This window comes from Paraburkholderia sabiae (genome assembly GCF_030412785.1).
GTDB lineage: Bacteria > Pseudomonadota > Gammaproteobacteria > Burkholderiales > Burkholderiaceae > Paraburkholderia > Paraburkholderia sabiae.
Genome location: NZ_CP125295.1, coordinates 3956467 through 3977013 on the forward strand (window position 1 = coordinate 3956467; position 20547 = coordinate 3977013).

The window sequence follows — 20547 nt, forward strand, 5'->3', positions numbered from 1 at the left end:
TACAGGACGGACACAGCAAGAACGAGGACATGCGGACGACAATGGCTGGCGCAGCCCGGTACGGCAAGATGCAGTGGATGCACACGCGGCGTCGTTCATACGAATGACGCCGCGAAACGGAAGGAAGACGTGTAATTCGGGCGTGTCGCCGGGCGGCTGTTACATGGCATGTTGCCATAGACACGCATGCGCGACATCGAAGCGCGCGAGATACATGCGTCGAGCGAATCGGAAAGCGGAGGCCGGTCATGAAGTGCTTTGCGCACAACCGGCCCGCCGCGATGACTCGCTACGAACCGAGCAGACCCGCCGCCATGTTGATGCACAGCCCGAGCACGGCGACGTTGAAGTAGAACGACAATACCGACTGCGCGAGCGTCGCGCGGCGCACTTCGCTGGAGCGCAGCACGACGTCCGATGTCTGCGACGCGACGGCGATCGTGAACGAGAAGTACAGAAAGTCCCAGTAGTTCGGATCGAGCTTGTGGTCGGGAAACTTGAGCGCCGTTTCCTGTTTGCCCGCGGCGAAGTGCAGGCGGGCGTAGTGCAGCGTGAAGATGGTCGGTATCAGGAACCACGCGCCGATCAGCGTGACAGCCGTGACGACGTAGTGTGACAGGCCCGTGCTGCCCTTCGACGACGCCAGCTCAGCCACGATCGCAACGATGCTCGCCACCGTCGCCAGACAGACGATGGCGAGCACGACGACGGCGTTCTCGTCCTCGCGCTGGGCGATCTCGCGCACGCGGTCGTGATCGGCGCGCGCCATCTCGATCCACATGAGCGCGAGATAGGTCCACACGGCGACGTCCCATGAGAGAAGCACGCGGATCATCGGACGCATGTGCGCGCCTGCTAACACCAGACCCATCACCACGCCCACGGCGAGGCCCGTGACCATGCGCGGCCGGTTGCGCAGTACCTGCGGATAGACACTCATGGGCAAGCGCTCCTGGCAGCGGGATATGACAACGGTATGTCGCGGGGCGCCCTTGAGGGCGGCGATTCTACGTGGCTATGCTGCATGATTTGTCGAAATGGGTGCCTGGACGTTATAGTTTTCCCGCAGTTTTACTCAGTGGCCTTGCATGCGGCTTTCACGGCCTGCTTCGTTCTCGCGCGAAGCGCTCCGCGAGCATGTAATGGCGGCTGCAATTCCGGCGCATTCGAGCGCCTGCGGCGGGGCGTTGCACGCGCCGCGCCTGAAGATCAGAGACCGCGAGACAGCGGCGCAAGACCGGTTTGGGGCGGACGCCCGTGTGTGCTTGCATGATCCGGCCAACAGCCGGACATAGCGCGCCGGGCGAATACAAACATCATCTGGAGCCCCCATGACAGATGTTGATCGACACGCTGTGCGCTCGCCACGCCGCCGGGCATGGATGCTCGGCGCGTTCGCTTCGGCTGCCGGTCTCGCGTTTGCGTCGGCGGCACGCTATGGCGCTGTGCCTGACGTTGCGCGCCTCGCGGGCATCGCGCCCGCATTCGCCGACACGCCGGCCCCCGCAGGCGGCGGCTTCGACGCATTCCTCGCGCTGTCGGGCAAGCTCACGGGGCACACCAGCTTCGACACCGTGCACGGCAAGCGCGCCTATGACGCTCTGTCACGCGCCGACAAGCAGTTTGCGCAAAACGTCGCCGCACTCAACAGCTGGATCCAGACGCACGGCGGCGTGCCGTCCGATACCGTCACGCAGGCCTTGCAGGCCGAGCAGCCGCAACTCGCGAAGACCGTCAGCGCGATCACGCGCGCGTGGTATCTCGGGCTCGTCGGCGACATGCCGAACGTGCAGGTGATCGCCTACGAGCGCGCGCTGATGTTCGAACCCGTGAAAGACATTCTCACGATCCCGTCGTATTGCCGCGACGTGCCGTTTTACTGGACGCAGAAGCCCGCGAACGCGTAATCGCCGGGCCCATCATGGTTGCGTGGCGCACGGCATGAACAGAACGAAAGAGAGCGCAAAGCCGAAGGCAAACTAGAGGCAAGAATGGCAAACGCAAATTCCGCCGACGTCGTCGTAGTCGGCTCGGGCGTGGCGGGCAGTCTCGTCGCGCATCAGATGGCGCTTGCGGGCGCGTCGGTGATCCTGCTCGAAGCGGGGCCGCGTCTGCAGCGCGGGCAGATCGTCGAGAACTTCCGCAATTCGCCGGCGAAATCGGACTTCGCGACGCCGTATCCGTCGACGCCTTACGCGCCGCATCCGCAGTACTCGCCCGCGAACAACTATCTGATCCAGAAGGGCGACTATCCGTATAACTCGCAGTATCTGCGGCTCGTTGGCGGCACGACCTGGCATTGGGCCGCGGCGACGTGGCGACTGTTGCCGTCCGACTTCGAGTTGAAGAAGCGCTACGGCGTGGGCCGCGACTGGCCGTATCCGTACGAGACGCTCGAGCCGTGGTACTTCGCCGCCGAAGTGCAACTGGGCGTGTCCGGGCCCGATGCCTCCGTCGATCTCGGTTCGCCGCGCTCGAAGCCTTATCCGATGAAAGGACTGCCGCTGTCGTACATGGATCAGCGCTTTTCCGACGTGCTGAACGCGAACGGCTTCAAGGTCGTGCCCGAGCCCGTCGCGCGCAACAGCCGCCCATACGACGCGCGCCCGACCTGTTGCGGCAACAACAACTGCATGCCGATCTGCCCGATCGGCGCGATGTACAACGGCATCACGCATGCCGACAAGGCCGAGCGCGCGGGCGCGAAGCTGATCGCGCAGGCCGTCGTCTACCGGATCGAAGCGGACAACAAAGGGCTGATCACGGCCGTTCACTACAAGGACCCGAACGGCAACAGCACGCGCGTGACGGCCAAGCTGTTCGTGCTCGCGGCGAACGGCATCGAGACGCCGAAGCTGATGCTGATGTCGACTTCCGATGCCTATCCGCACGGCATCGGCAATCGTTCGGATCAGGTGGGCCGCAATCTGATGGATCATCCCGGCACGGGCGTGGCGTTTCTCGCGAACGAATCGCTGTGGCCGGGACGCGGGCCGATGGAGATGACGTCGGTCGTGAACTTCCGCGACGGCGCGTTCCGCTCGGAATACGCGTCGAAGAAGCTGCATGTATCGAACGGCGTGCCGACGATGGCGATCGCCGCCTCGCTGCTAAAAAGCGGACTGACGGGCGCCGAACTCGACCGGCAGATTCGCGATCGCGCCGCGCGCATGGTCGTGATCAACAGCTTCCATGAGCATTTGCCCGAACCGCAGAACCGCATCGTGCCTTCCGCCGATCACAAGGACGCGCTCGGCATTCCGCAACCCGAGATTTACTACTCGATCAACGACTACGTGAAGAAAAGCGCCGCGCACACGCACGAACTCTACGCGCAGATCGCCGGTCTGTTCGAAGGCACGGAGGTGTCGTTCGACGACAACTTCGCGCCGAACAACCACATCATGGGCACGACGATCATGGGCAACGACGCCGCCGATTCCGTCGTCGATGCCGACTGCCGCACGCACGATCATCCGAACCTGTTCATCGCGAGCAGCAGCGTCATGCCGGGCGCGGCGTCGGTGAACTGCACGCTGACGGTTGCGGCGCTGTCGCTGAAGCTCGCCGACAAGCTCAAGAGCGAGATCTGACGATGAGCGATCACCTGTCCCGCGCGAAACGGTCGGACGTTCACGGCGGCAATCTCGACGCAACGGTTTTCTCGTCGAGCCGGCGCGTGGCGCTCAAGAGCCGCCGGCGCATCTGGAGGATGGCGGCGCTCGCGGCGGTGTTTTCGGTGTTCGCGCTGTATCTCGCGTGGCTCGAAGCGTACGACGCCGAGCCGCATCGCAACGACGAATCGCCGCTCGGCGAAGCCGTCGCGCAGGCCACGGCGCCTGCTGCGTCTGGACGCGGCCCGGATCTCGTCAAGCGCGGCGAGTATCTGGCGCGCGCGGGCGACTGCATCGCTTGCCACACGTCGGACAAAGGGCGTCCATTCGCGGGCGGCCTCGCGATCGCCACGCCGTTCGGCACGATTTATACGCCGAACATCACACCCGATCCGGACACGGGCATCGGCCGCTGGACGGAAGCGGACTTCATGCGCGCGATGCACGAGGGCATCGGCAAGGAAGGCGAGCGGCTTTATCCGGCGTTTCCGTACGTCGGGTACACGAAGGTCACCGATCAGGACGTGCAGGCGATCCGCGCGTATCTGAACACGGTGGTGCCCGTGCATTACACGCCGCCGTCGAACGACTTGCGCTTCCCGTTCAACCAGCGCTGGCTGATGGTCTTGTGGAACCTGTTCAACTTCGACGAAGGGCGTTTCTTGCCCGATCCGAAGCAGAGTGCCGAATGGAATCGCGGCGCGTATCTCGTCGAAGGTCTTGCGCATTGCGAGGAGTGCCATACACCGCGCAACTTCATGCAGGGCCTGAAAACCAGCGAACGATTCTCAGGCGCGATCCAGGCCGGCTGGCATGCGTACAACATCACGCCGCACAAGACGAGCGGCATCGGCGACTGGTCGGAACAGGATGTCGTCAGTTACCTGTCGACGGGCGTCGCGCATGGGCGCGCCAATGCGGCCGGACCGATGGCCGATGTCGTTTCCGATAGCACGCAGTATTTGAATCGCGAAGATCTGCGTTCGATCGCGACGTATTTGCGGTCGATCAAGCCTGTCGATCGGGGTGAATCGAGGATGCGTGCTGCATGGGGTTCGCCTGCCAGCGATGTCGATGCGATGCGGGGTACTCGGGTTAGCGGCGTCAATGGTGCGCAGCTTTTTCTCGCTAATTGTGCTTCCTGTCATCACTGGACTGGGGAAGGTGTCGGCGCTAGCTCGCCGGGTGCTTATCCTGCTCTGCTGCATAACAGTGTTGTTGGGGCTAGTGATGCTAATAATCTCGCGATGGTGATTTTGCACGGTGTGCGGCGTACGACTCAGGATGCTGATGTTTTGATGCCTGGGTTTGAGCGTGATTTGAATGATGAGCAAATTGCTGCTCTCGCTAACTATGTGACCGGGCAGTTTGGGAATCCGCGGGCTCGGGTTAGTGCCGACGAGGTCGGGAGGTTGAGGGGTTTGACGCCCTGAGTCATGGCTATTGCTTTGCTTTGCTTTGCTTTGGTTTGATTTGCTGTGGCATCCGCGAATTCGTATCGGTTTATTAGCGTTGCCCCTGTGCGGGGCGGCAGTTACTTTCTTTGCCGCGGCAAAGAAAGTAACCAAAGAAAGCCGCTTTTAAACCTACGGTGCCTGCCAGGATAACGCCACGGCACAGGTTCCTTGAGCTGTCGCACAGCGACGCCAATACTCCGTAGAAAGCCCGCAGTTAACCGCGCGCGGAGCGAAAGATGACATCCACCTGGAGCACATTCGGTCGGCACGTTTTTTTTGCATTTGCCCTCGGTTGATTGCGGCGGTATGTGCTCCAGACTGTGTGGGCTTTTCGCGCCGTGCGCGCTTGACTGCGGGCTTTCTACAGAGTGCGGACGTCGCTGCGCGACGGCTCAACTGCGGCATGCCGCAGCGCCATCCTGGCGGGCACCGGAGGTTCAAAAGCGGCTTTCTTTGGTTACTTTCTTTGCCGCGGCAAAGAAAGTAACTGCCGCCCCGCACAGGGGCAACGCTAGCGAACCGATACGAATTCGCGGATGCCGGCGAAGTGACAATTCGCGAACCCCATCAACCTGACCTGCGAACAAAAATCAAAACGCCGCTGCAAGCAAAACCAAACCCAAAACACTAACGAACGGCCTAGAAACGCGAGATGCCCCGCATACAGGGCATCCCCACCCGCACTATCATGCTGTTATGGATTCCACACTTGTCACCGTCGTCGAACATCATCCCTTCAACCGCGCGGGACGCGACTTCGTCATCGGCGATCTGCACGGTTGTCTCGACGCGCTCCGCTTCCTGCTACGCGAAATCGAATTCGATCCGTCGCGCGACCGGCTGTTTTCGGTCGGCGATCTCGTCGATCGTGGTTCGCAGTCGGAAGAAGCCCTCGCGTTGCTCGACAAGCCCTGGTTCCATGCCGTGCTCGGCAATCACGAGGACACGCTCTGCGCGGTTGCCGAAGGCAAGCTCAAGAAGCAGTGGTGGTACGGCATCGGCGGATTGTGGAGCGCGCATCTGCCGGCCGAAAAGCTGCAATCCTATGCGCAGCGGCTGCGCGCGCTGCCGCTCGTGCGCGTGATCGGCTCGGGCAGCCAGCGCTTCAACGTGCTGCACGCCGAGTTTCTCGGCACGGACGCCGACCTCGACGCCGACGATTTTTCCGCGGAAACACGCCAGCAACTGCTGTGGGGCCGCAGCCTCGCCATGGGCACGGGCGATCCGATGTCCCAACTCGGCCTGTCGCTGACCTATTGCGGTCACACGCCGATGCGCGAGGTCCAGCAGATCGGCGCGCAGGTGTTCATCGATACGGGCGCGTTCGGTCCCGGCGGCAAGCTGACGATCGTCGAGGCCCACACGACGAATCGCTGGTCGGTCACGGTCGACGTGGCGCGCTCGGTCGGCGCTGCGGCGCTCGCGCTGCCGTAGGCTCACGTCATCATCAGCCGTCATCCCACCTGATTCAGCTCGAAGATCACATCGACGGCATTGCCGTTCCAGTTGTATTCCAGGTACGCCGCGTGATGACAGTCCCGCAGCAGCGTCGTCTTGAACGCGGCGAGGCATTCGCCCGCCGCATCCCGCACCGACGGATACACGATGCCCGGCGCACCCGCCTCGCGCACCGCGCGACCGAGCGCCTGGCCGGGCGCGTAGTCGTTCGGCGACAGCACCGATGCATCGACCGATTCCGCGCCGCGCAGATCCACCACGTTGCCTTGCGCCATCACGGTGTAGAGGCGCATCTGCTGGCGCATCGGTGGCTGCTGGGTGGCGGCGAGGAACAGGCCGGAGTGATAGCGCGTCTCGGCAATCGCGGTGTCGCGCGAGCGCGCGCAATAAAACACGCCGTACGTGCCGTCCGAGAAACGGCTGCCCTGCGGGTTCAGATGCGTGAGCGCGGCCATGATCGGTCCGTAGCCGGGACCGAAGCGCCTTTCTTCGCGCGGCACGAGATCGAGATCGCCGACTTCGGTACGCACACGGTCATTGGTCATCGCTTCGAGCGCGTAGAGCGCCTCGAAATCTTCGGGCGACGCGACGCGATCGAACAGGTTGACGGCGGGAAAACGCGTGGGAATCACGCGATACGCCGGCGTCCAGACGAGCGGGCACGCGCGCCAGCGGTCTTGCCATTGTGGATCGGTCACGCCCAGCCGCCTCGCATTGCGTCGAGATACTGGCGCACGGCCACGAGGTCGCTGATGTTGCCCGCCAGCATGCGGTCGAGCGCGCGGCGGCCGCCGAACGGCGGCGCGCTGTTGGGACGCTTGACCCAGGTATCTGCGGCGGCGGGTTGCGGCAGCAGGATTTGCAGTGCCTTATAGATGCCGAGCAGAAGCGACAGACGCTCCAGCGTGTCGCGTCCGAGGCGTGCCGTTTGCGGCTCCTGCTTCCATTTGAAGAACGTGGAACGGCCAGGCGAGCCGAGCAGGATGATCTGCTCTTCGGTGCTCAGTTCCCAGTCGCGGGCGATGTTGAAGAACGCGCGCAGACCGGCGGCGGACATGTCCGCCATCGAAGGTTCGGCGGAAGGGCGTCGCAACGGTCGTTCAGCGCTCGAATAGTGCGCGGCGGAAGACATGATCTGAGTCCTGTTTTGAACTTTTTATGCATATTAGTCTATATGTGGATTATTGCAAGTACGCCTGTATAATTCGCGCCTCGAGTTTTTGCACGGAGACTGCGGTGTCGCTGCGTTCGAAGGTGTGGTTGACGGTAGGTTTGCTGGGCGCGTCGATGGCGGCGCACGCGGAGTACAAGGAAGTGTGGAATCCGCCCGAGGCGACGCGCGGCGCGACGCACGCTCACGCTCACGCTCATCCGGCGAAGGTGGCGCCGGCTAAGCACGTCGCGTCCGTGAAGGCGAAACCGACGGCGAAAAAGCCGCATGGCGTCGCAGTGAAAGCGACGCACGCGACGCACACGCCGCACACGGCAAGCGCCAAGGTCGCGCATGCAAAGCCTGTCGAAGCGGCGGCGAAACCTCAACGGGTCGCTGCGAGTCCAGCCGTTCAGCCCGGCACCAGCGGCAACCACGCAACACCGCGCGAACTGCCGCCCATCCTTCACTAAAAATCCCGCGCGGGTGCGCTCACTGCGCGCTCAAGCCGTTCGTCACGAGCCGCAACGACTCGATCGAGCGCGCGTCGCGAACACGCGAATGCAGCGTCACGCGCGATTCCGGCAACGGAGGCAGGCCGAGTCTCGGCCCTGAATCGACGAGTCCACGCGGCGCGACACGTCTTGCCAGCGGCGAGACGGCCAGTCCAGCCGCCGCCGCCGCGCCCACCGCCTGCACGCCGCCGCCGACAAACGTCTCGCGCCACGCGATCCCCGCGCCATCGAGCGTGCGCAGCGCAATCGACCGCACGTTGCAGGGCGCGGCCAGCAGCGCCAGCGACAACGGCTCGCCCGCGCGCGGCTGCCATTCGGGTGCCGCGAGCCATGACAGCGGTTCCGTGAAGAGCAGCTGGCCGTCGTCGCGCGGTACGTCGTCCGGTTCGTAGCGCACGATCACGGCGTCGAGCCGCCGTTCGTCGAACTGTTGCAGCAGCGTCGCCGACAATCCCATGTGCAGTTCCAGCACGAGCCCCGGATCGTGCGCATTCACGCGCGCAAGCAGCGTCGCGAGATCGCTTCCCGCCACGTGCTCGCTCAAACCGAGCGCGAATCGCCGCCTGTCCGCCGATAACGCGCCGAGCGCCCGGTCATGCGCGCGGAGCAGATCGCGTGCGCCTTCGAGAAACGCCTCCCCGTCCGCCGACAGCCGCACCACGCGCGGCGTGCGTTCCAGCAACTGCTTGCCCACGTGCGCTTCCAGCCGCTTCAGCTTGAGGCTGACAGCGGACTGCGTGGTGTCGAGCGCATCGGCGGCGCGCGTGAAGCTGCGCAGATCGGCGACGAGCACGAACGCGCGCACGGCATCGAGATCGAGTACTTTCATTTCAGGTGAAAATAGATGAAATATCCAGCTATGTCTGTTCATCATCATAGACGCGAACTAATCTGAATGCACTTTCTCTTCATTCATAGGAGTTCGACATGCCTTTCACCCGCATCGCACTTCGCGCCGGCAAGCCGGCCGCTTATCGCAAGGCGCTCACGCAAGGCATCCAGCGCGCGCTGATCGCCGAGTTCAACGTGCCCGAGGACGACATCTTCATGGCCATCACCGAGCACGACGAGAGCAATTTCTTCTATGGACGCCACTTCCTCGACATCCAGCGCAGCGACGATCTTGTGATGATCCAGCTCACTGTGACCAACTCGCGCACGGAGGAGCAGAAGAAGGCGCTGTACAGGCACATCGTCGACAATCTCGCGGAATCGCCGGGCGTGCGGCGCGAGGACGTATTCATCAATCTCGTCGAGGTGCTGAAGGAAAACTGGTCGTTCGGCAACGGGATTGCGCAGTACGCGCTGTGAGCCGCGCGGATGACGGCGGACGAGGGGGGCGTCGCTATAATGGCCCACACCTTCATCCGTTCGTCATCCGACGCACACGCGAGCCATGACTTCCGATAACAACGACACCTCCCACGACTCTTTGCAGTTTGGCGGCTCCGTCTGGTTCCGCTCCGGCGAGCAGGCGCTCGGCGGCGCGCAGCGCATCGCGCTGCTGGCGGCGATCGGCGAGACGGGCTCGATCACGGCGGGCGCCAAAGCCGTCGGCATGAGCTACAAGGCCGCGTGGGATGCCGTCGACGCGATGAACAACCTCGCGGGCGAAACGCTCGTCGTCCGTTCGACGGGCGGCAAGGGCGGCGGCGGCACGACGCTCACGCCGCGCGCGCTGACGCTGATCGACACGTTCCGCGCCGTCGATCGCGAGCATCGGCTGTTTCTGGAGCGCGCGGGCGCGGCGATCGCCGGTTTCTCCGATGACTGGCAGATGATCGGCCGCATCGGCATGAAAACGAGCGCGCGCAACCAGCTTTACGGCAAGGTCAGCGCGGTTCAGCGCGGCACCGTCAACGACGAGATTTCGTTGGCATTGCCGGGCGGGCAGAGCATCGTCGCGATCGTCACGCACGAAAGCACGGAGACGCTGGGGCTCGCGGTTGGCGCGGAGGCGGTGGCGCTCGTGAAGGCGTCGTCGGTGCTGCTGGTCGCGGACGACGGGACATCGGACCGGCTCTCGACTCGCAATCGCCTGAAGGGAACCGTGTCGGCCGTGCAGCGCGGCGCGGTGAATGCGGAGGTGTCGCTGACGCTCGAAGGCGGCGCGGTTCTGACATCCGTCGTCACGAACGATAGCGTCGCGGCACTGGGCATTGCCGAAGGACAGGCGCTCGTCGCCGCGTTCAAGGCATCGAGCGTGATTCTGGGCGTGACGGCCTGATCGTCAGGTCAGGAAACCGTCCGCGGATAACCCTTGAACGGCACGTTCTCACGCACGCTGCCGTCATACACCTGCACGACCTGATCGCCGAATGCGGCGACATCGTCGGGATCGTGCGTGATCAACAGCATCGGAATATCGAGCCGCGTCTGCAGGTCCGACAGCTCGCGCCGCATGCGCGCGCGCAACGCGTGATCGAGCGCGGAAAACGGCTCGTCGAGCAACAGCAGACGCGGCTTCGCGACCAGCGCGCGCGCCAGCGCCACGCGCTGCTTCTGTCCGCCCGACAGTTGCGCAGGATGATGCCCGGCCACGTTCTTCAGATCGAGCGCATCTAGCCAGTAATCGATCTGCGGATGCGAAAAACGCCGTCCCGGATTCAGCCAGCCCGTGTGCATCCCGAAACCGATGTTCTGCCGCACGTTCAGATGCGGAAACAGCGCGTAGTCCTGAAACAGATACGCGAGCCTGCGAGCCTGCGGCTTCTGGTCGATGCCTTGCGCGCTGTCGAACAGCGCGTCGCCGTGCAGCACGATCTGGCCTTCGTCGGGACGCAGCAGACCGGCGATCGCCTGCAGCGTCAGGCTCTTGCCCGCGCCCGATGGCCCGAACAGCACCATGCGCTGCGAGTTCGCCGTGAACGACACATCGAGCCGGAACTCGCGTTCGGCTGTGCGCAGGGTTTTGCGGATATCGACGGTGAGCGGCATGTCAGCGGGACGTCATCAGCGAATGTTGCGGTACGAGCCGGCCCGCGAGCACCAGAATCACGACGCAGGTGACCGAGGTCACGAGCACGAGGAAATTGGCCGTGCTGTCGTCGCCGGCCTGCACGGCGGCGTACACGGCGACGGACAGCGTCTGCGTGCGGCCGGGGAGATTGCCCGCGATCATCAGCGTCGCGCCGAATTCGCCGAGCGCGCGCGCAAACGCGAGCAACGCGCCAGCCAGAATGCCACGCGACGCGAGCGGCAGCGTCACGCGGAAGAAGATCGCCGTTTCGCTCACGCCGAGCGTGCGCGCGGCGCGCTCCAGTTGCGGATCGACGGATTCGAATGCGGCGCGCGCCGACTTCAGCACGAGCGGAAACGCGACCACCATCGACGCGATCACCGCGCCTTGCCACGTGAACACCAGCTGGATATCGAAGCGATCGAGCCACGCGCCGAACACGCCGCGCCGGCCGAGCAGCACGAGCAGGTAATAGCCGAGCACGGTCGGCGGCATGACGAGCGGCAGTGTCAGCAGCGAGTCGATCAGATCGCGCGCGCCCGAACGCCAGCGCGCGAGGCCGAAGCCGAGCGCGACGCCGAACACGATGTTCAGCGCAGTCGCCCAGCCCGCGACTTTCAGCGACAGCATCAGCGGAATCCAGGCTTGTTCCATGTCAGCGTTGGCGCTTGTAAGACGGTGCGCGGCTTAATGCGCCGGCTTGAAGCCGTACTTGGCCAGCACAGCCTGGCCTGCCGGCGACAGCACGAAGGTGATGAACGATTGCGCGTCGGCGGCGTGCTTGCTGCCTTCGACCTGCGCGATCGGATAGCTGATCGGCGTCGTGGTCGGCACGGTCAGCGCGACCTTGACCTTGTCGGGCATCACGGCGGCGTCGGTGCCGAACACGAAGCCGGCATCGACTTCGCCGCGCGACACGTAATCGAGGCTCTGGCGCACGTTCGACGCGAGCACGCCCTTCGCGCTCACGGCGTCCCACACGCCCGCTGCCTTCAGCGCGCCTTCCGTGTAACGGCCGACGGGCACGGAGGCCGGATCGCCGTACGCAATCCGCTTGACGCTCGCCGAGGTCAGCTCGTTCAGGTTCGACGGCGCGAGCTTGCTGTCCGTCGGCACGATCAGCACGAGCGAGTTCGCGGCGAAGTCCTTGCGCGTCGACGGCACGATCACTTTTTGCTCGGCGGCCTTGTCCATCGCTTTCTGATCGGCGGACGCGAAGACGTCGGCGGGCGCGCCCTTCACGATCTGCTGCATCAGCACGTCGGATGCGCCGAAATTGAAGAGCAGCCTGGTGCCCGGATGCTCCTTCTCGTAGGCGTCGCCGACAGCCTTGAACGCGTTGGTCAGGCTGGCGGCTGCGGACACGACGAGTTCGTCGGCGCGTGCCTGCGCGCTGAAGGCAAACGAAATCGCGCTCGCGACGAGCAGGGCAGGTTTCAGAAAGCGGATCATCGACGGAAGAGACATGGGGTGGCGCCGGTTCGACCGGAAGGAAGTTGAAAACGCCATCGTAATATATGTAGGGTTACAGCGGTCGACATGTTGAACATGTGGCGCGCAAGATTGCTCGTTTCGTGTGATTTATGCGTCGGAATCGGGCAGCGGCATCGCGACGTTGCGTGTTTTCTGCAACGGCACGACAGGTGCAGCCGGGATCTCAATGTCGCGCAGTGTCTTCCACTTTGCGCGGATGAACGGCCGGTCGTGGCCGGAAACCTTCAGCGCGATATGCGTGACCCAGCGCTGGGTAGGCAGATGCAGCTTGTGCAGGCCGAGCATGATGACCATCAGGCTTACGACGACAGGCGCCACGGGCAGGCGTCCCGGCGGCGTCGCATTCCACGCGATGCGCACGAACACGAGCGCAGTCAGCGCGCCGACGATGCAGCCGGTGATTGCTTCGGAAGGCGAATGCGCATCGATGATCACGCGCGACAGGCTGACGGTCGCGCCGCCCAGCAGCGCGAGCGCTACGCCGGCAATGCGTACGGCAGGCGGCGCGGACAGCAGCACGAGAAAGGCCGCCACGGGGAAGACGGCGGTGGCGAACATCGCGTGCCCGCTCAAGCCCGTGAAATCCCAGACGCGCAAGCCGATGCCCCAACCGAGGAACGCGATCTTCGTTGCCGTGACGAGCGCGACGGCCACGCCGAGCAGACACAGCCAGCCGGCCGCGAGCCGCCACGAATAGCCGACGGCCAGCCACAGCGCGATAGCGAAGGCGAGCGGCAGCGTCAGTCCGGCGCCGCCGAAGTTCGTAATCAGATACCAGAGGTGAGATGGCAGATGAGACATGGGCAATTCGATTGACGACGTATCAGGGCGCGATCGTGTTCGACCCGCGAGTATTCTATAAGTATAGGGGTAGCTGTTCTGTCGCAGATGCCACCGAAAAGCGCGAAATCTGACAGATGCTAGGACAATTCGGAAATCGTCTTATCGAAAGCCCGGTGCACGGGCTTTTCTCCGAAATCGGGCTTTGCCGATGTCAGCATCGCATGGAGATTGATGTTATTGTGCATTGCACAAGTCTGCCATCGGGCAGAGAGCATTGATCCCTATTTGCGAGAAAATCCTATGCCAAAAAGCCTCACGAAAATCTGGCTAGGCGGCCTGAAACGTCTCTTTGCGATTCAGACGGAACACGCCCAGGCGACGCTGAAGCGCAAGACCAAGCGGACTTCGACCCGCAACGCGACGCGCCCGGCGCCGACGGTCGCGAAGCCGTCGGCGAAGGTCCGTCCGACCGTCACCCGCGACGTGCCGCAGCGCGGCGCGCGCGAGTCGCGGGTGCGTCCGCGCGCCGCGGCCTGGGCGGGCGGCACGTGGACGCGTTCGTTCCACTCCGCGCCCGCCGCGCCGGGCAGCCTCGTCAATCATCTGCAGTATGGGCTGTATCTGCCCGCAGGCAAGCCCATCAAGCAGGCGCCGCTGATCGTGATGCTGCATGGCTGCACGCAATCGATCGACGAATTCGCCGAAGGTACGCGTATGAACCTGCTGGCCGACCGCTATGGCTTCGCGGTCGTGTATCCCGAGCAGTCGAAACACGCGCACGCGCACCGCTGCTGGCATTGGTACGACGATACCGACCGCGCCGGCCGCGCGGAAGCGCGCGCGGTGGTGTCGCTCGTCGATGCGCTCGTGGAAACCTATGGTTTCGATCGCGAGCGGGTGTATGTGGCGGGCATTTCGGCGGGCGCAGGTTTGACTTCGCTGCTGGCGCTGCACTTTCCGGAGCACTTTGCGGCTGTCGCGCTGCATTCGGGGCCCGCATTCGGCGAGGCGCACTCCGGCATCACCGCGATGGACGTGATGCGGCGCGGCACGCGGAAGGAGCCCGTCGAACTGGTCGACGCCATCGCGGACGTCACTTCCTATCCGGGCATGCCCGCGATCATTCTGCAAGGCGACGCCGATCACGTGGTCGCGCCCGTCAACGCCGAGCAGCTGACCGAGCAGTTTCTGCGGCTGAATGGCATCGTCGATGCACAAGGCCTGCGCCGGGTCGGCGACGTCAAGGAAGACCGCAAGGCAACCGTCACGACCCGCGATTACACGCGCGGCGGACGGCGCGTCGTGCGGCTTTGTCGCGTGGCGGGTCTGGGCCATGCGTGGAGCGGCGGCGACGATGCCGTGCCGTTCCACTCGTCGAAGGGACCGGACGCGTCCAGTTTGTTGTGGGACTTTTTCCGGCATCAGCGCCGGACCGAGTCGGCGCGGCCCGCTGCGCGCTCGGCGGAAAGCGCCCGGCAGCGCGCCAGTTGACAAATTGCCACACTTCGAATTTAGCGCTGGTGCAAACCTAGGGTTTTCCCTATAATACGGGTTATCCCTAGGTGTCAGTCACCTAACGCCAAATCCGAGGTTCACCATGTATCTGATCAGCCGCCTTTTCCTGTTCCTGACGAAGTCCTACGACCAACGCGTCAAAGAGCACAACGACGCCTATCTGGCCGAAGCTACGGATCTTTACGACCTCGAGTTCCGCATGCGCAAGATCGACCGTGAATCGCAGCTGCGTCAGCCTTCGTGGATGAGCCAGCACTAAATAGCAGTAGCGGCCGGCGCGCCAGCCGGCCATGAAAGTCGCTCAACGCGAGCGCAGCACGCCATAGCGCGCCAGTGTCTGCTGGCGCGCTTTTGCATGATCGACGACCGGCTGCGGATAATCTTTCCCCAGCACCACGCCCCAATCCTTCAGATCGTCGGGATCTGCCTGCCACGGCGCGTGAATCCATTTCGCGGGCACTTTCTCCAGTTCCGGCAAGAATCGCTTGATAAAGAGCCCTTGCGGATCGAATTTCTCCGATTGCGTCACCGGATTGAAAATCCGGAACCACGGTTGCGCATCGCAGCCCGTCGACGCTGCCCATTGCCAGCCGCCGTTGTTCGCCGAAAAGTCGAAGTCATTGAGCTTTTCCTCGAAGTAGCGCTCGCCGCGTCGCCAGTCGATGCCCAGATCCTTAGCTAGAAAACTCGCCGTCACCATCCGCAGACGGTTGTGCATGAACCCCGTCTGGTTCAGTTGCAGCATCGCGGCATCGACGAGTGGATAGCCCGTGCGGCCATCGCACCACGCGGCGAACAGCGCGTCGGCGTCCTTGCCCGTTTCCCAGCGCAGCGTATCGAATTCGCGCTTGAATGACTCGCGCTTCGCGATATGCGGATGATGCGTGAGGATCATGAAGTAGAAGTCCCGCCAGATCAGTTCCGATAGCCACGTCGCCGCGCCCTGGCCGTCGGGTTGCAGCGACATCTCGTGCGCGAGCCGTGCGAGCGTGCGGATCGAAACCGTGCCGAAGCGCAAATGCACCGACAGATGGCTCGTGCCGCGCGCGGCGGGAAAGTCGCGCCGATTGGCGTAGCTGTCGATCCGCGTCGTGAAATCTTCGAGCAGCGTTCGCGCGCCGCTCATGCCCGCCAGCAGCTTCGTTTCCGCCATCTCGCCAGGCGCGAAGCCCATTTTCGCGAGCGTCGGCCATGCGTGATCGAGCTTGTGCGGCGGCCGCGCAAGACTTTGCGCATAGCGTTCGACGGGATACGGTTTGAGATCGAACGGCGTCAGCTGCTTGAGCCACGCGTTCTTGTACGGCCTGAATACGGCGAAGGGCTTGCGTTGTCCGTTGAGCAGTTCGTCGCGCTCGAAGATCACCTGGTCCTTGAACGTGAGCAACTGGCGTCCGTCGTCGCGCAGATGATCGGCGATCGTCTCATCTCGTTCGATCGCAACAGGCTCGTAGTCGTGGTTGGTAAAAACGGCTTCGACTTCGAGCTGTGCGGCGAGCTTCGGGATCGCGTCGACGGGATCGCCGTGCAGCACGATCAGTCCGCCGCCGCCTTCTTTCAACGATCCATCAAGCTCTTCCACCGACGCGAGAATGAACTCGATCCGCCGATCCTGCACCTTGCCGCTGTGTGCGTCATGTTGATGCGCCGAATCGATCAGCGGCTGAAGGATCGTCGTGTCGAAGACGAACACGCACCAGACGCGCTCGCAATGTTTGAGCGCGTAGTACAGTGCCGCGTTATCGCCTGTGCGCAGATCGCGGCGAAACCAGACGAGTCCGTTCCTGAAGTGTTCGTTGATCTGATAGGCGCGGGTCATGTGATGGCGATGCGATTAAAGGACCGTCGATGATAGTGTCCGTTCGACGCAAACCCAATGCCCGGCGCGTCGGGAATCGACGCAAAAATGAAGCAGCGCCCGACTTTCGCATGAAAGCCGGGCGCTGCTCGAAGACAAAACCCAGGGACTTAAACGACCTTCACGCGCACTTCGACATTACCGCGTGTCGCGTTCGAGTACGGGCAAACCTGATGCGCCGCGTCGACCAGATCCTGCGCGGCGGCTGCGTCCAGGCCGGGTAGGGAGACGCGCAGTTCGATGTCCAGCGCGAAGCCGCCCTTGTCATTCGGACCGACACCGACATCGGCCGTCACGGTCGTTTCGGCGGGCACGGCCTGCTTGCGTTGTCCCGCGACGAACTTCATCGCGCTCAGGAAACACGCCGAGTAGCCGGCCGCGAACAGCTGTTCCGGATTCGTGCCTTGCGCGCCATTGCCGCCGAGTTCGCGCGGCGCAGCCAGCTTCACGTCGAGCGCGTTATCCGATGAAACCGCGCGGCCATCGCGACCGCCATTGCTCGTTGCCGTTGCCTTGTACAGTACGTTCATCTTGACGCTCCTTGATCGGTTCCAGTGATTGGGTCAATGCTTGCCAGTGCTTTGCGTGATCGCTGTCGAACTGGCATGGAGGAAATATATCGTGCAAATCATTAGTGTGCAAACTAAATTGCCTATCGATGCAATAGGCACGCATGTGCGCTTGCTCAGTAGCGTTCGAGGTAGTCGTTCAGCGTGCCGCGCAATTGCTGGAGATCGTTGCGCAGCCGCATGAGAAAGTCGGGCGTCTGCTGGGTCGCGCAGAAGATTTCTTCCGGCACGTCGCGCGCGGTGCGCTTGAGTGTGACGCCTGCTTTCGTCAGCCGGATGAAGACGAGCCGCTCGTCTTCCGTGCCGCGCACGCGCTCGATATACCCTTGCGCTTCGAGCCGTTTCAGCAGCGGCGTCACGGTCGCCGAATCGAGGTTCAGGCGCGCGGCGATGTCCTTCACGGTGACGTCGTCGGTTTCCCACAGAATCAGCATGGTCAGATACTGCGGATACGTGAGGCCGAGCCGGTCGAGAATCGGCTTATACGCCTTCGTCATCGCGAGCGACGTCGAGTAGAGCGCGAAGCAGAGCTGTTCGTCGAGCGTGACGGGAAAGGCGGTGCGCTGGGTCATGGACGTCCCCTTGAAGCGATGCGTGCGAATGGATTGCGTGCAAACTATTGTGCCGCAAAAAATCGGCGCGCGGCATCGGTGCTTCACCTCGTAGCGTCGAAGGCCCGCGCCGCATGCGCAGCGTGGACCCGACAGGCTAAACCGCTCACGAAACGCTCAGGAAGCGATCAGGAAGACGACGAGGAAGAGGAATTCGACGACAGCGGCTGACCGGGCGATTGCACGCCGAAGCAGCCGCGATACGTGGCGTAGAACGAGCAGTAGAGCATCGTGGTGACGATGATCGACGCGGGCATCAGAATGACCAGCGCGAGTTCGCCGGCGCCCAGCGCCTGAAGCAGCTGGGACAGCCCGAACGACACCGTCGTCGCGACAGCGAACCACAATGCGCCGTACACGATGAACGCGCCGCGATTGCGCCAGCAGCTGACGATGCTGAAGAACATCGCCTTGATGGCCGGCACGTCGTGCCACGCGGCGAGCACGGGCGCGAACCAGAACAGCATCGCGACGGGCACGTAGAACGCGAGCGCCGTCAGCACGGCCAGCGGAATGTCGCTATTGGCGACGGCTTCGGGCTGCATCGACTCGCCGCTGATCATCAGATGCAGCAGCATGCCGCCGTCCGCGAGCGCGGAGCCCATCAGCACGACGGCCATCGCGATGATGTACAGCACGCCGAGCAGCAGCAGGCGTTTCGCGACCTGGCCGCCATACGAGCGGAAACCGTCGACGAGTATGGTCGGCAGCACCGGCTTGCCCGCGATCGTGTCGCGGCACGCCGCCATGAAGCCGACGGCGACGCCCGGAATCAGCATGAGCGGCAGCACGCCGCCGATGATGGGAATCAGCGAGATCGCCGTCATCGCGAGCAGATACGCAAAGAACAGCGTCAGAAACGCAAGCGGATTCCTGCGAAAGAGCCAGATGCCTTGCCGGAACCACACGTAGCCGGTTTTCGCCGGAACTTCGATCAGTTGCATGAGCTATGAGTGCTTAGAGTGCGGCGCCCGCGAGACGCTCGCGGAGAATGCGCTCGAAATGACCGGGATCGTGTGGCTTGAGCAGTTCGGCGGCGCGCGGCATATGGAAATCATACAGGCGCGAGACCCAGAAACGATACGCGCCCGCGCGCAACATGTCGTTCCAGTGCCGGGTTTCGGCGGGCGTGAACGGGCGCACCGTCTGATAGGCGCGCAACAGCGCTTCGACGCGCGCTTCGTCGAGCTTGCCCGTCGCGAGGTCGACGCACCAGTCGTTGACGGTGACGGCGACGTCGAAGAGCCACTTGTCGCAGCCGGCGAAATAGAAATCGAAGAAGCCGCCCAGTTCGACTTCGTGATGCGTGCCGGGCGCCGCGTGCGCGAACAGCACGTTGTCACGGAACAGATCGCAATGGCACGGGCCTTCGGGCAGCGACGCGTAATCGTCCGACGCGAAGAACGCCTGCTGATGCGCGAGTTCTTCCGTGAGCAGCGTGCGCTGCGCGTCCGTCAGAAACGGCGCGATGCTCGGCACCGTTTCCTGCCACCACGGCAGGCTGCGCAGATTCGGCTGATGATGCGCAAAGTCGCGCCCCGCCAGATGCAGGCGCGCGAGCATCTGCCCGACTTCGACGCAGTGCGCGGCGTGCGGCGCAAGCTCCGGCGCGCCGTCGAGCTTCGTGACGATGGTCGCGGGCTTGCCGTTGAGCATGCCGAACAGCGCGCCGTCGTCGCGCGGCATCGGGTCCGGCACCGGCACGCGATGCGACGCCAGATGGCGCATCAGATCGAGATAGAACGGCAGTTGTTCAGCCGTCAGCTTTTCGAAGATCGTGAGGACGTACTCGCCGCGCGTGGTCGTCAGAAAGAAATTGCTGTTCTCGATACCGGATGTAATGCCGCGAAATTCGACGACTTCGCCGAGATCGTAGTGGCGCATCCAGTCTGCGAGTTGGGCTTCGGTGACAGCGGTGAAAACGGCCATGCGTGGGGGCGTCGGATCAGGTTGGTCGGCTGGCGCAATGCCAGTGGAAAATCGGAACAAGCAGGTTGAAAGCGTCGTTGCTGACGCTTCGGCTTGAAGCAAAACAGGCGCGCGTCTCGCGACGGCGCGCCGGTCCGGCTGGATCAGTAATGCAGGTTCACGGACGGCAGGCGCGCGGGCGGCTTGCCGGATTCGTAGACTTTCGGCGAGGTATCGGTAGGCGCGCTCATCTGGTAGCGCGTGCCGAAGTTCGAGCGCACGTCGATTTCGACGGGCTTGCCCTTGTCGCGGTATTCGGTGATTTCGGTGCCGTTGCCGCTGCGTTCGTAGTAGCTCGGCGTGCGCGGCTGGTTGATCTCGACTTTCGAGCTGACTTCGGCCGCGGGGCGGTTGATCGCTCTCAGATCCGGCAGACCGGCCCGTTCGTTGGCTTCGGCTTGGGCGTCTGCGGCTGCCTTGTCTTGCGCGGACGGGGCAGGCTGGGCAGCCATCGCGACGCCGCTGACGGCCAGCATCAGCGCAACTGCGACGGGGAAGAGCGGCTTCATGGTGTTTCTCCGATTAGGTGGCCCAATTCTAGCAAATCCACTGCTGCCCACGGGCGCGAGTAACGGGCGATCGCCTTATTTTGCGCGCTT

General features: G+C 63.5%; 23 protein-coding genes. 9 read left to right on the plus strand and 14 right to left on the minus strand.

What is annotated here, in order from left to right; genetic code table 11:
- Positions 1-289: 289 nt before the first annotated feature.
- Positions 290-940: a DUF1345 domain-containing protein gene (locus tag QEN71_RS17745; RefSeq protein ID WP_201659929.1), complete on the minus strand. Its 651-nt coding sequence runs from the start codon at positions 938-940 to the stop codon at positions 290-292.
- A 391-nt stretch (positions 941-1331) separates the two neighbouring features.
- On the opposite strand from QEN71_RS17745, the gene QEN71_RS17750 reads away from it, so the two are divergent.
- From QEN71_RS17750 to QEN71_RS17765, 4 genes are all read left to right on the plus strand, one after another.
- The gene (locus QEN71_RS17750) at positions 1332-1907 is read left to right on the plus strand and encodes a sugar dehydrogenase complex small subunit (RefSeq protein WP_201659927.1); all 576 of its coding nucleotides are present in this window, start codon (positions 1332-1334) and stop codon (positions 1905-1907) included.
- Between the two features lie 84 nt (positions 1908-1991).
- Positions 1992-3593 (plus strand): GMC family oxidoreductase, encoded by a 1602-nt coding sequence (locus QEN71_RS17755; RefSeq protein WP_201659924.1) that lies wholly within the window; start codon positions 1992-1994, stop codon positions 3591-3593.
- Positions 3594-3595: 2 nt separating this feature from the next.
- Positions 3596-5047, plus strand: a complete 1452-nt coding sequence (locus QEN71_RS17760) for a cytochrome c (protein WP_201659921.1) — start codon at positions 3596-3598, stop codon at positions 5045-5047.
- A gap of 720 nt (positions 5048-5767) precedes the next feature.
- Complete coding sequence (locus QEN71_RS17765; RefSeq protein WP_201659919.1) at positions 5768-6505, plus strand: metallophosphoesterase; 738 nt, start codon at positions 5768-5770, stop codon at positions 6503-6505.
- Positions 6506-6525: 20 nt separating this feature from the next.
- On the opposite strand, the gene QEN71_RS17770 is transcribed toward QEN71_RS17765, so the two are convergent.
- Positions 6526-7227, minus strand: coding sequence for an RES family NAD+ phosphorylase (locus QEN71_RS17770; RefSeq protein ID WP_201659916.1), 702 nt, complete (start codon positions 7225-7227; stop codon positions 6526-6528).
- Positions 7224-7661, minus strand: a complete 438-nt coding sequence (locus tag QEN71_RS17775; RefSeq protein WP_201659913.1) for an MbcA/ParS/Xre antitoxin family protein — start codon at positions 7659-7661, stop codon at positions 7224-7226. Before QEN71_RS17775 ends, QEN71_RS17770 begins: the two co-directional genes overlap by 4 nt.
- A 104-nt stretch (positions 7662-7765) precedes the next feature.
- Here QEN71_RS17775 and QEN71_RS17780 point away from each other — a divergent pair, with 104 nt between their 5' ends.
- Complete coding sequence (locus QEN71_RS17780) at positions 7766-8152, plus strand: hypothetical protein (protein WP_201659910.1); 387 nt, start codon at positions 7766-7768, stop codon at positions 8150-8152.
- A gap of 19 nt (positions 8153-8171) precedes the next feature.
- On the opposite strand, the gene QEN71_RS17785 is transcribed toward QEN71_RS17780, so the two are convergent.
- Positions 8172-9023: a LysR family transcriptional regulator gene (locus tag QEN71_RS17785; protein ID WP_201659907.1), complete on the minus strand. Its 852-nt coding sequence runs from the start codon at positions 9021-9023 to the stop codon at positions 8172-8174.
- Between the two features lie 98 nt (positions 9024-9121).
- Here QEN71_RS17785 and QEN71_RS17790 point away from each other — a divergent pair, with 98 nt between their 5' ends.
- Both QEN71_RS17790 and QEN71_RS17795 read left to right on the plus strand, forming a co-directional pair.
- Positions 9122-9505, plus strand: coding sequence for a tautomerase family protein (locus QEN71_RS17790; protein ID WP_201659904.1), 384 nt, complete (start codon positions 9122-9124; stop codon positions 9503-9505).
- Positions 9506-9590: 85 nt separating this feature from the next.
- Positions 9591-10421 carry a TOBE domain-containing protein gene (locus QEN71_RS17795; RefSeq protein WP_201659902.1) on the plus strand — a complete coding sequence of 277 codons (831 nt, stop codon included), beginning with the start codon at positions 9591-9593 and terminating at the stop codon, positions 10419-10421.
- 8 nt (positions 10422-10429) lie between these two features.
- Here the strand turns inward: QEN71_RS17795 and QEN71_RS17800 are convergent, their stop codons facing one another.
- From QEN71_RS17800 to QEN71_RS17815, 4 genes are all read right to left on the minus strand, one after another.
- Complete coding sequence (locus QEN71_RS17800) at positions 10430-11131, minus strand: ATP-binding cassette domain-containing protein (RefSeq protein ID WP_201659899.1); 702 nt, start codon at positions 11129-11131, stop codon at positions 10430-10432.
- Position 11132: 1 nt separating this feature from the next.
- Positions 11133-11807 carry a molybdate ABC transporter permease subunit gene (gene modB / locus QEN71_RS17805; protein WP_201659896.1) on the minus strand — a complete coding sequence of 225 codons (675 nt, stop codon included), beginning with the start codon at positions 11805-11807 and terminating at the stop codon, positions 11133-11135.
- 33 nt (positions 11808-11840) lie between these two features.
- Positions 11841-12620, minus strand: a complete 780-nt coding sequence (modA, locus tag QEN71_RS17810; RefSeq protein ID WP_201659893.1) for a molybdate ABC transporter substrate-binding protein — start codon at positions 12618-12620, stop codon at positions 11841-11843.
- Positions 12621-12734: 114 nt separating this feature from the next.
- Complete coding sequence (locus QEN71_RS17815) at positions 12735-13448, minus strand: phosphatase PAP2 family protein (protein WP_201659890.1); 714 nt, start codon at positions 13446-13448, stop codon at positions 12735-12737.
- A gap of 282 nt (positions 13449-13730) precedes the next feature.
- Here QEN71_RS17815 and QEN71_RS17820 point away from each other — a divergent pair, with 282 nt between their 5' ends.
- Both QEN71_RS17820 and QEN71_RS17825 read left to right on the plus strand, forming a co-directional pair.
- Positions 13731-14921 carry an extracellular catalytic domain type 1 short-chain-length polyhydroxyalkanoate depolymerase gene (locus QEN71_RS17820; protein WP_201659887.1) on the plus strand — a complete coding sequence of 397 codons (1191 nt, stop codon included), beginning with the start codon at positions 13731-13733 and terminating at the stop codon, positions 14919-14921.
- A gap of 106 nt (positions 14922-15027) precedes the next feature.
- Positions 15028-15204: a DUF3563 family protein gene (locus tag QEN71_RS17825; RefSeq protein ID WP_201659884.1), complete on the plus strand. Its 177-nt coding sequence runs from the start codon at positions 15028-15030 to the stop codon at positions 15202-15204.
- Between the two features lie 42 nt (positions 15205-15246).
- Here the strand turns inward: QEN71_RS17825 and QEN71_RS17830 are convergent, their stop codons facing one another.
- The 6 genes from QEN71_RS17830 to QEN71_RS17855 form a co-directional block, all read right to left on the minus strand.
- Positions 15247-16761 (minus strand): cryptochrome/photolyase family protein, encoded by a 1515-nt coding sequence (locus tag QEN71_RS17830; RefSeq protein ID WP_201659881.1) that lies wholly within the window; start codon positions 16759-16761, stop codon positions 15247-15249.
- A 149-nt stretch (positions 16762-16910) separates the two neighbouring features.
- Positions 16911-17330 carry an organic hydroperoxide resistance protein gene (locus tag QEN71_RS17835; RefSeq protein WP_201659878.1) on the minus strand — a complete coding sequence of 140 codons (420 nt, stop codon included), beginning with the start codon at positions 17328-17330 and terminating at the stop codon, positions 16911-16913.
- Between the two features lie 155 nt (positions 17331-17485).
- Positions 17486-17941 carry a MarR family winged helix-turn-helix transcriptional regulator gene (locus QEN71_RS17840; protein ID WP_201659876.1) on the minus strand — a complete coding sequence of 152 codons (456 nt, stop codon included), beginning with the start codon at positions 17939-17941 and terminating at the stop codon, positions 17486-17488.
- 167 nt (positions 17942-18108) lie between these two features.
- Positions 18109-18924, minus strand: coding sequence for a BPSS1780 family membrane protein (locus QEN71_RS17845; RefSeq protein WP_201659874.1), 816 nt, complete (start codon positions 18922-18924; stop codon positions 18109-18111).
- Between the two features lie 13 nt (positions 18925-18937).
- The gene (locus QEN71_RS17850; protein WP_201659872.1) at positions 18938-19909 is read right to left on the minus strand and encodes a homoserine kinase; all 972 of its coding nucleotides are present in this window, start codon (positions 19907-19909) and stop codon (positions 18938-18940) included.
- 143 nt (positions 19910-20052) lie between these two features.
- Positions 20053-20457 carry a hypothetical protein gene (locus QEN71_RS17855; RefSeq protein WP_201659870.1) on the minus strand — a complete coding sequence of 135 codons (405 nt, stop codon included), beginning with the start codon at positions 20455-20457 and terminating at the stop codon, positions 20053-20055.
- Positions 20458-20547 lie beyond the last annotated feature (90 nt).